This is a genomic window from uncultured Fibrobacter sp. (assembly GCF_946062555.1).
Lineage (GTDB): Bacteria > Fibrobacterota > Fibrobacteria > Fibrobacterales > Fibrobacteraceae > Fibrobacter.
Window position 1 is genome coordinate 1 of the sequence record NZ_CAMGVQ010000087.1, and the last position, 11971, is coordinate 11971.

Annotated in this window: 2 protein-coding genes and 2 pseudogenes; all 4 read left to right on the forward strand. The window is 47.8% G+C overall.

Annotated features, from left to right (window positions below):
- A pseudogene (locus tag Q0P86_RS15640) lies at positions 1–374 on the forward strand (hypothetical protein); the annotation flags it as partial.
- Complete coding sequence (locus Q0P86_RS15645; RefSeq protein WP_294984397.1) at positions 371–1354, forward strand: hypothetical protein; 984 nt, start codon at positions 371–373, stop codon at positions 1352–1354. The pseudogene Q0P86_RS15640 and the gene Q0P86_RS15645, both read left to right, overlap by 4 nt.
- Positions 1355–1599: 245 nt before the next feature.
- Positions 1600–2043: pseudogene (locus tag Q0P86_RS16985) on the forward strand (esterase/lipase family protein); the annotation flags it as partial.
- A gap of 699 nt (positions 2044–2742) precedes the next feature.
- Positions 2743–11971: LamG domain-containing protein (locus tag Q0P86_RS15650; protein WP_295040752.1), on the forward strand; the 9229-nt coding region annotated here is incomplete at its 3' end.

The window sequence follows — 11971 nt, forward strand, 5'->3', positions numbered from 1 at the left end:
GAACTTGGAATAAGGATAAGAAATTTGGAAAGCGTCGTGCTTTGGTTGAAGAAGCACAAGAGGTAAAGGCTTCTCTTAAGGTTTCAAAAAACGGAAAAGATTCTTTATATGTTGGTCAAGTAGCGCTAGATACGATTCGTAGAAATCCCGATCTTTATCGCCAACTAGCATCACGTTACATCCTTATCGGCCACTCTATGGGTGGAGTCGTTTCCCGCGAGTACGTGCAGGGCAATTTTTACAATGGAGACGTAGATAAGATAATAACGTTAGACAGTCCCCATGAAGGAACTGGTGCTTTGAATATGCAACTTGGTTTGCTATTATTTTGTAGTAAAATACGCAGAAAAAGTTTTAAGGAGAACAGAGTATGAAAAATCTGTTGAAAAAGCCTGAAATTGAAGGATTGTTTGCGATTTTGGCGCTCGCACTCGCGAGCGTAAGCATGTGGGGGTGTACGGACGACTCCTTCGAATGGGGCAAACGCTCTGATCCGAGGATTGTTTCGCTTGTAGATGATTCTCTGGTATTGCTATATAACTGCCGTTCGTACAGCGTGTGTCATGAAGGTGTTGGCCCGTTGGGTTATGATGAATGTAATGGAGGATGCGAAAATTACGGATTATTCCTTGCTAACTATAGAAAAAAACAATCTATATATTGGGGTGATACTTCGAATCTTGTCATTGCATTTATGAGTGGGTTCTATAGAGATTCTACGGTTATTTTTCTTAAGGATGACTATAGCGAATTTGGTTTTTGGAAAATAGGTGAAAAACCGAAATCAACAAAAAAAATGAAATGGAATAGTCCCTGTAACGGGTATGACGGCTACAATTTTACACGTTTTAGGCCGTGGATAAATGGAAATGTTCTATTGATTGGGGCTAAGGGATGTAACTATGCAGTTTTGGATACATCAACAGGAAATGTGAACGAACTCTTAGCGGAAGAAGATTTCGCTTGGCTTAAGGATTGCGAAGATGTCGTTTATTTGGATGGAGCGCTTGCTGGGCTAAAAAAGTCAAATTTTGGAGATGAGAAGGTTTGGCTTGTTATAGATGGTATGCTGATGGATTCTTTAAATCTGAAAAAGAATGAAGCTTATGTTGGCGATTATTTTGAGGGCGCTGTTAAATGGAATGGAACTATTGCGCAAGTTTATTTGAATTCGATGGATACAAGATCAAATTTATTTTCAAATCCCAAATTCTATTTAAAGGGTCTATCTGTGAATAAACATTTTGATAATCAATTTCCTGAAATTTGGATGAATGTATCCGCATTTGCGGATTCATCTGGAAAAGAAGTACTCTATAATGCGGAAGATTTATATGTGGTAGGAGAAAATTAATGAAACGTTTCCTTTTTGTTCTAATTTTTTTAACTCTGTATTCTACTTCTGTTGCTCTTCCTCCTCGTCCAATGGAATCTGTGACAAAATACAATGTTGTCCTTATTCATGGCGCAGCTGATTCATCAAGTGGATTTATTGGAAAGTGCCAAAATAATGTTAGAGATGCATATTCGTGGCTTGAATGGAAAAAACGCTATGAGACAACGAAAGACTCGTCGTGGAAATTAGGTGGTGCACCTGGAATGCTTGGTGGACCACACGAAAGAGATGATGGGCTTGTTACGAGTTGGTTAGATTCCGCCGTATTTGAGGATTATGTGTACAAAAATGGGAACCCTTTTGTCACTGACTCATTTACATCGTCGGTTATTTATATTCAGCGTTCTTTTGCAAATCCTGCAGAATCGCCCGCATATAACGCTCTTGAAATCGGTGATAGAACATGGAAAGGACCGGATGGTTGTTCTTCCCGTCGATCTTTGATCGAAGAGGCTCAAGAAATACGGGCACATGGACAGAATAATTTGGATTCCTTGAGATTGGATTCGTTGAAAAATACTTATCGTACTATTCCCTCACGAAACATCCTTGTTGCACACAGCATGGGTGGTGTTGCATCCCGTGAATATGTGCAGGGAGATTACTACAATCATGATGTAGATAAGGTTATTACTCTTGATAGCCCTCATGAAGGTACAGGGGCTTTAGCTATGCTTATTGATTTGGCTGATCCTAGGCCTACATCAATATTTGGTGGCGTGGAAACCTTTGCTCAAATCGCGGCATGGTCAACTCTGGCAATTGTACTGAAGCAGAATCAAATTGCAGCTATTGCTCTGCCTGTATCATTCCTTTCTAACTGGGTGGAGATTCTTGCAAAGTCTATTACGAATATAGCTTTAGATTATGGGTATAAATATACAGATCCCTTGGTCAGATACATAAACCCTGATACGGACCTTTTGGATGATATTTTTGATTCGTATGAGCCGGGTATAGAAATTTTGAGAAAAAGGACTAAGACGGATTCCTTGCCAATGTTTAGGCTTCTTTATGCTGAAAATGCTTTGACATTTACTGACCCTGGCAGAGGGTGGTATAATTCGATGGATTTGGTTATTCCTGATGGACTTACGGCTTCATTGGGCAATCTTTTTTCGCAGATTTCATCAGATGCTCCTGCTGGGATTAAATTTGGTAATGTCTTTTTAAGTACCTTGCTTGGAGCTGTTGCGGGCGTTTCTATGCAAGAAACCGGATCTTCCTTGATTCCGACAGAATCTGGCAGAGCGGACAATACGGAAGTGTTGTTAAGTCCAAATGTGAATGTGGAAAAAGTTGGATTAAATGCGGCTATACACGCATCGGAGTCTGCCGGCTCAAATATGCTAGTTGATGCTATTGCCTTGACTATTGCTGGTCTGACAGCCATAGATGTTGCGCTGTCGTGGAATCAGATTGCTTGCGTAGCTGCGAAAATTGGTGCTGTGACGGTTGCCGCAGGGAACATGGTTCCTCTAATAAAGGAGGTTGTTTTACCTGTGGCACAAGACTTTGTTGATTCCCATAAGTCTCCTGTGATGGCGAAATATCAATCGCAGTGGTTTGCTGATGCAAATACATACACCAAGATGAAGGGAGGAACTAGAAACGTTACCCCATTGCTCATGGAAGAGTTCCTCTACGAGAAGCCGTTCGTAAACTTGGGACTTTTTGTGTCGGATTCGACCTTGCGGACTGTAGAACCGGGGTGCTACTATGAGGCTGATGATGCAAACAAACAGCAACTTTGCGAGATTGGCCTGTACGGTGCCGATGGAAAAGTTGTTGCATCGAATGGGAAAAAGAATTATTCAGAGTTTAGAAAGGGCGATTTGAAATTCCATTCCGAATCCGACTGGTCCAAGATGGGCGTGAAGGTGGACCGCTGGGAAAAGGTGGATGGCTTAAAGCCTGATGGTAGCGATAATCCAGGTGGTGTCCCCATCCGCCATGTGGAGCGTTACGAAGTTCCCGCGATTACGGTCGAGGACTGGATTGAAAAGTACTCGTTTGTCGTGGACGATTTGATGCCGCACAGGTTACGTCAGATCCGTATGAACTTTAACTTCCAGGAAGAAATCGCCTGGGAGTGCGATATTACCAAGCCTGATACGAGTTCGACGGCGTGTACAGTGTACAAACGCTCCGGTGGTGGCTCTTGGGATAATCCTGTAATCATAGTGGATTCTGCGGATGTTAATGGACGCAGGGTAGAGACTAGGCGCGATACGATAGACAAGGTTCCTCACCCCGTCAAGAAAAACGGTCGGTTTGACTTTATCGCAACCGACTTCTATCCGAATCTTCTCGCTATCCAGAAAGACAACCAAAACACGGTCACGATTTCAACGGTGAACAAGATTGGTCTTTCCAATACGCAACGATTCTACTACCTGTTCAAGGCGACGGCGAACAAGTTGGATCCGGTATGGCCCAAGCGCGACGTGGTCCTGAATAAGATCAAGGGCTTCAAGGCTTATGCGAGCGCACTTGGATATCAGGGGTTCAAGGCGGAATCGGCGAAGGACGAGATTCACTACCTCTCGCTGGATTCCGCGAAGGTCTCGGAAAGACAGTCCATGGATCGTGAAGTCCAATGGTACATCGATTCGTCGCTGATTGCGTCCGGCGCAAGTGAAACCGGTATCGTCTACGATTCCTCGAGTGCGTACTTCGCTTCGAACCACGCCGACGAGAACCCGCATGAGGGCGAATACCTCTGGAAGTTCTTTGTCGATATCAAGAACATTGCCGACACCGCGTCCAAGGATTCCTCGAATACCTACGAGGTGCCGTTTAAAGTTGACAGAACCCCGCCCGCGTTCGCGCTCGCATCCGAGGGCGCTGTCGTCAACCCCGACAGTGTATCCTTCGCTGCACGCTTCTCGTGGACTGGGAATGGAATTCCCGATATCCGCGCGATGCGGCTTGCCTTGAAAAAGATGGACGGCGATTCCTTGAACCGTTGCAAGACCCGCGTCGCGGATTTCCCGGCAATGGCCGATGTGGCCTCGAAGGAGTTCGCAATACAGTGGAACTGCGTGACTCGTGATGCCATTAGAAGCAAGGGCGACGGGAATTACTGTATCGAGGCCTATGCCGTGGACTACGCCGTGCCCGACAGCGACGTTTACGGCAAAATGGTTGACCTCGTAGATGCAATCAGCTCCCATCCGGGGAGTATTGCGGATACCCTCTGGCCCGATCCGAACGACTTTGTTAATTCGTCTGTCGTATTTGACAGTTTCTTCGTGGATACGCGGGCCCCTGTAATGAGTGACGGCGCGATGCGGGGTAGTTCCACCTCGGCATCAGCCTATTCCGCACTTTCCAGACCAGCCCGGAACAATGCGTACGATTACGCAACCGAAGACAGTCTGCTTGAAATATCGTACAAGCTAACGGAATCCCTAGGCGGTCGCGACAGTGTTCCCGTGACCGTCGCCTGGAATTTTATCCACCAGGGCGATACCGCGAAGGTTGACCACGCAGGCGATTCCGTATGGGTCAAGGACGGGGATGCCGTGAACGGCATTTGGACGGAAATGTCCGGCATGCGTCTCGAAGACGGCGACTATGCAGTCCGCGCCCACGTGCGCGATGCCGCCGGCAACAGCTCCGCCTACGCGTTCCCGAAAAGGTTGCGTGTCGACAAGACCGCGCCATACATCGAGAGCCTGGTGAGTACAAAACTCGTCTATCCGGATTCTTTCAAGGATTATTCGGCGACGATTTCTGCCGATGAACGCCATGATGTAGCCACCAACCGCACCGGAATGCGATGCCATTACCGTATAGGCGGTTGCGGGAATACGACCGGCTGGAAACTGATTCCTACAACAACGTTGAAATATGACTCCGTGAAGTTCAAGATTGATTCCCTGGAAGGCCGTCATGGCAAGTGCTACCTGGAAGTGGCCTGTATCGATGCCGCCGGAAATGCAACCTTCAAGACGGACCTGTTCTACATGGGCGAACGGACTCCGGTAATCACCTCTCCGTACGATGAACGTGCGACTGCGAAACTGGTCTCCATTACGGGTATCGCTCCGCCTTACAGGCTTGCGGATTCGTTGAATACGATTTATCGGCTTCGCTATGCCAATGTCGAATCGCTTGGCGCAGACGGTGAACTTGTTTGGGAAACGTCGGGAATTTCCGTAGTTTCTGCCCTGCAAAATGACAAGTACCGGAATGTTTCCAGGGTCTCGCAGAGCAATGAAGCCGTTTTGGGATACCTCGACCGTAATCTCGGAAACGGGAATTATATTGAAGGATCTTACGTAATCGAACTTGGAACTTGCGCCGCGGATGCCGATACCGTTTGCATCAACGGGCCCGATTCCCTGTGGGTGACAGATACTGCGTGGGTTGATTTGGGAATGATTGATTCGGCGGGTGTAGAGCGCCATTTCGTAGTTACCCCGAAAGACAGCCTGGTTGTCGGCAAGGATACGCTGGATGTCTCCCTGCATTTGTCGGGACTGTTCAATAGCAGTTACATGATGCGTGTGTATGCCAAGGATGCCGCTGGCGTGGGTATGTTCGATGAATCTGTCTCGAAGGCCTGGCGCAATCCGTACTTCGGAGCTCCGAATGATACTTCCTCTGGCAAGTCCGTCGTGTGGTTCTATGAACAGGAAGACGGCTACCATCTTCAATGGAATGGACTTGCCGCTGGCGATACATTGGAAGTGACGTACGACTCGCTCGGCTTTGGCCATACCTGCGAGGGACCTGACGGGAATAATGCCCAAAATTGCGAAACTCGACAGCATGATTACGGTATGGTCGCCTTGCCGACATCGTCGGGGCAGTATTTTGAGGATTTCCCCGAGCTGCGCCCGCTTTCTTCCGTGAACAGCAAGATGCTTCTGACCGGGAACGAGGGCCATGTGGTGATGACTGCAACGGCGGCTTTCCATGTATCGCAAGTAAATGCGTTTGCGGATACTTTCTTGCCAAAAATGAAGGTCTATTTCGGGGAAAAGGAAAACGACGGTTTCTACTGGGTAGCGGACGGACTCGTCAGTAGCGATACGCTCAACCCGCTGACGGTTGGCTGGACCGTAGATCCGCGAGCGTACGGAATCAGTTTCAGGTGGGCCGGTCCCGAATCGGGAAGGTTCCCGGCGGAAGGAAACATGACGGTCTATGCCGAAATTACCGAAAACATCGCGAACAACCCGTATGTAATCAGGGATTCGGTGAAGGTTAAGGTAAAGCTCCCCGAACTCGAGATTGTGCTCCCCGATACAACCTTGCCCGATTTTACACTTATGGAAAAGGATACGGCGCTTGTCTGTGCCGACGAAACGACACCGGATAGCCTGTGTGAACGGCGTGCTTTCAAGCTTGGTTCCATGGTGGCGAAATATGGCGTCAAGTACAGGGATGCCAAGGTAATGGCGTGCATCGTGGATGCCTCCGGTGCTTGTATCGCGGTGTTGCAAGATACGACGGAAATAAAGCGGGCAAACGTGAGCGACAGTGCCTATCAAGTCCGCTGGGATGGAAAGATAAATGGAACCTCGGTTGCGAATGAAGGTGTGTATACGTTGAAAATAACGGCGACTCCTGTAGATTCTTCCAAGGCTCCGCCCCCGGCAATAGCGACATTTCGTGTAAAGTATGCAGAAACCATGAGGGATCTGTCCCCCACGTATCCCAAGGACACTAACAATACGGTTCCGGCAATCTATGTTTCCGAAGCCAATCCCGATTATGGAAATCCCGGAATGTACCGGTATGAACCCACTGCGGATTATCTGGTCAAGGCTAATATAGGTGGGTGGAAATTGCCGGATTCTTCGCTTGTTGACGGAATTCCTCTGAAGGGCGAAATTTCGGGAACGCAACAGATTCTCAAGTACGAGCCGAAACGCTTTAGCCTGGCGATAAAGAGACATAGGAAGGAACTGAAATTGGTTATTATGGCAAAACTGGATGTTGCAACAGTATATGCCAACTGTTATGGAGAGGGTGTTCATGAAGATAATGATAAGCGAATATTTTATTATCTTCGAAAGTTTACGTTTGGTGAAGCCAATAGAACAGCTTCCTTTGATATTAACAAACATATAGGCGATATCGGCAGTGGCAGAGGGTTGTCGGGAAAAAGATATAACTATCTAACCCTTTATGCGTTCCTTGATAATCAGGTAAAAGAATATGCCAAAAAAGATGGAGTAGAAACTATTCCCATAGATACGACCCAGATAACTCCTGTATGGAGTAAAACATTTTCTTTGCCTATGCAGTCAGATGATAATAGATATAGCAAAGACACTGTTCCATTTGTTTTTGAACAGGCTTTTGTCGGTTGCCTTGTTGTGGATGATAGTACAACCTGTGTTTATGGGCCTAGTGATAATTTGAACAACACTAGTGGATATGACCCCAACAAGAAACTGTTTAATGTGTTTTTGAATCCTATTGATGGTGTTTTTTATTCCGGTATGGGTGAAGTCCATAATGATTGCGGGTTTAATGATGTTGAACGTAATGAACGGATAAGGTTTAATCTTTCTTTGGAAATCCCCGATTCTGCCTATTGGAACGCCCCGTTCGGCATGGATAACCTTGTAAATCGCACGGTCCGCTTCGACCATACGAACAAAACTGTGTATGGTGATGCGAACGGTTATCTGAAAGCCCTTGATTCTTATGGTCGTATCGGCGTCGGTACCTATTACGATGGGAATACGTGGAAAAAAGACAAGACCTATGGACTCTTGACGCCCTTTGAAGTCCAGTATCTGCCGATGTACCCCGCTTCGGTAATGGGTGGTGGTGAGAATACGTTCCTGTTTGCTGACGAGGATTCGGCCCATATGCAGGACGCCCGCTTCGATTTGCACTTTTATAGTCCGCGCGATGATCTTGATTATTTCCAGGTTGCAGTTGTTGGTGGGGCAGGGTTACAAGGTTGTACCCCTACCGTAAATGCAAATTTCAAAAGGAATGACGACGCTACTAGTAAATGTGTCTTATATGCAACAAGCAATGACATGGCTGTAACGAATACTCCATATTATTCAGGGACTGATTCCGTTGTGTTCTATGTTGGACGTAACAAGGCTCTAGGAACAGTTACTGTTGATTCAATAGCCTATCCTGCTACGGCAAATTGGCAACAGCATGTAAAAGACTCCTGTGAAGTCTCAGGCGAAGAATGGGAATTTACGGACAACAGAACTGCACCTTGCTATAAGTATTACGACTTTGGATCGCGTGCGCACTACTATTACGGCGATTATTCCGACTCTGTATGGGCAGCCCGAATGATGCGTGGCGATAGTGTCATAAAAAATATGGTGAACTCGCCTGAAATCGCAAGTGCTAAATCGCTAGAAGCTCTTTTCAGGGATAGTGTCGATGTCTCGAAATTCGGGGACAAGAAACTTGAATTCCCTGTCCAACTTTCATCGCGGAACTTTGATGCCGACAGCAGTCGATTCTTTGTAAAATTCGATTCCATTACAATGGTGCTCAGCAATCTTGTCGGTGATAAGGTTGATGCCTCGGTAAGCAACTTGGGGGTTGATTCCGCTAAGATTTCAGGTGGTATTTCGTCAATTAGGTTGTCCGCTACCAATGACACCTTATATGTCAAGGCCGATTCGCTTAAGGAAGATACAATTTACCGGAAATCTGAAGATGCTCTTGCGATAACACCTGTGCGCCCGAATAGCATAGCTTTGTCAATGAAGCGCCTGTATAAAAATGATGACGAATGGGTGAAAAATGTTGTTGTAAATTCTGCTGTGTTGGAACAACTGGACTCCAGCGCTCACTCCCATCTGAATATCAGTGGCCAATTCCCGGATTCCTCGGATATGACCATAGGATTTAAGTCGGTCGATTCCATCGAGGATAAACGCCCCAAGGAACTTGTCGAACTGCGGGCATACCTAAAGAAAAACTACACATACGATGTGGCTTACTTGAATGATACCGCCTTCTATGTCATTCCTGGTCCCATGCTGGATTCTATCAAGTGGAAAAACGGTGTGAAACTGGATAGCAATGATGAAGAAGGCTGGTATCGCTTGGGTTGGTTCGATGTGAACAAGTTGCAGGGGAATACGCAGTTCCTACTCCTTTGGGGAGATAAGACTGCATATAATTTTGCTGAGTTCAAGATGATTATCGGACGTGCTGTGGAGCCGACAAGTGGCAATACGGTCAAGTCCCTGTTTGAAGAAGCCAGTGTCACATTCCCGAAGAATTCGGTCGATACCGTCAAAAATGTCACGGTCAGAATAGTTGAGGCGTCGGACTACTCGTTCGAAGTGTTCAACAATCTGGCTCTCAAGGGCCCGATTGTGGAAGTCTTGCCGTCAATGACATTTGCCAACACTTCCGCTCTTCCGCGTATACAGATGAAGATAAGTCGCGAGGAGATGGTGGCGATGCGTGCAACACCGCAGACGGTAAGGTTGTACAAGGTGGATTTCACGGGCAAGAGGTTTGTTCCGTTACAAAATGCTCTCTATGGGTTCCTGAATGCAGACGGAAGTGCCGTTATGGATGGAACTGACACTTTAAAATGCGACGAAAGTAATAAGATGACAAAAACGGATTGTGCAGGGAATGACAGTACTTGGGCCTACCTGCTGATTTCCGCCGAGACAAGGACCTTCTCCGTGTTTACGGCGATGGCTTCCGGCATTGCGGAAACTCCTAACTTCAGCGTGACTGTTTTGCCTGAAATCGCCTCGACTACGAATCGCACGGTCCGTGTGGACGGCATATCGAGATTTAGGCTGTATGTAGATGATGATTCGCTGTGGGCTAACCGCGGTGATGCTACTCCGCCCGTAGAACTCGCTTTTACTGCGGATTCCAACGGTTTTGCCCGAATTGCCTTGCCTTCTCGCGGTAAGGCCATTGATACCAGCTACGTGTTCGTGGTTGCCCTTGGCGAACCCGATGCGGAAGGAAATATGGAAGAACTCCCTGCAGCTCCGGCAGTGGCTCGTGCTTTGACTGTGAATGCGCAGTTTGCTTGCTCCATTCCATCCGATTCGTTGTGGCTTGGCCTTGACAACGGCTACATGGCATACGGCGCAAGCTGTACGCATCCGGGTTACGGGCTGGTATCGCTCTATCGCGAAGGAAAAGTCATAGCCGAAATCCGCGGCGAGATTCCCGATACGGTAATCTATGACGGTTCCAAGACTTCCGGTGCATCCGGCTTGGGCAAGATTTCTACCGGTGTCTATGAATCGCGCTACGTGGGCGTTTCTGCTCTCGGTATGGATATGCAGATTGCCGGTCCGCGAGTCTATACGGATTCTCTACGTCCTGCCATCAGGAACCTCTCTGTGCAGGATTCTTCCGAGGTTCTTGACCGGATCTTTACGGCGACTGCGGATGTGTATGATTCCGAGTCGGGCATTGCCCGCGTGGTCGTGACGCCGGTGTTCGGGGGCGATACGTTGCGTGTCATGAACGTGGTGCCAGATTCTGCCGGTCATGTGTCTGCAAGTATCCGTATTTCCCGAAAGCAGCTTGCCGAATGCACCGGCTGCTACCTCTCCATGGAAATGCGTGTGGAAGATTATGGTCATAACCATGCGGAACAGGGGTATACTTCCGAAAAACTTTACCCGTATCCGACGGAACTTGCCCTGTGGTACCCTGCACGTGAAGGTAGCGGTAAAATTACGCACGAACTGCTTGGAACGGGTCATGATTTGGACTTGAGAAAAGTGAATAACCCTTGGGGCAGTGATGTCGGCTTGTATTTTGGCAGGGGTACAGATTTCGCATCCGGCAATGGCTTGGTCGATTTCGGGAGTACTCCTTCGTACTCTTTCGAGGCACGAATCAAATTGGGCTACGGCAATCACGAATGGCATAATATTCTTGGGTTTGGGGGACCTGGTGGACTCGATATTCGCCTTATGCAAAATGAGCAATCCTTGCGACTTGTTGAAGGTCCGTTTATCTGGAATTCTGGTTCAATACTCCCTTCACAACAAAAGTCTTGGGCGCATGTCGTCGTGACCGTTGATTCGGCCCATGTCAAGTTCTATGTCGATGGTGAATTGAAGAAAGTCCGGGATTCCGGAATTTCACAGGAGCGAGAACTGGAAGGCGCGTTCTCCATGGGCAAGAACGGTAGTGCCCCGTCCTATCTCGGGAACATCGCTGACATCCGCATGTATTCGCGTGCGTTGACTGCTGCTGAAGTCGAGGAACTATCGAAGCCCGTCACCGATGCGGGGGAGGTTTCCGATGTCATCGTTGTCGCCGTGAAGGATATGGATGCCGTGAGCGGATTCTCGAATGAGTTCTCCTGCTCCGTGGCTGGCAACAAGTATCTTGTATCGGGTGATTCGGCGACACTTACGATGTCCGTAATCGTCGAAAATGCTGCGGACTATAATGTCGTGCTGTACGCAAGGTCCGCGACCGTTGGCGATAAATCGATTTATGTCGGCGAATCAAATCTGCTGACGGGGACAGCCTCCGTTTCCAATACCTGGCGTGCAGTGACTGTTTCTGGCGTGTCCGTCCATCTCGCGGCGGGTACGCATACGTTGACATTGAAGGTTCCTGCCG

Excerpts from the sequence above, each read along its gene's own strand:
- Q0P86_RS15645 (WP_294984397.1), top strand. The coding sequence starts at position 371 with ATGAAAAATCTGTTGAAAAAGCCTGAAATTGAAGGATTGTTTGCGATT.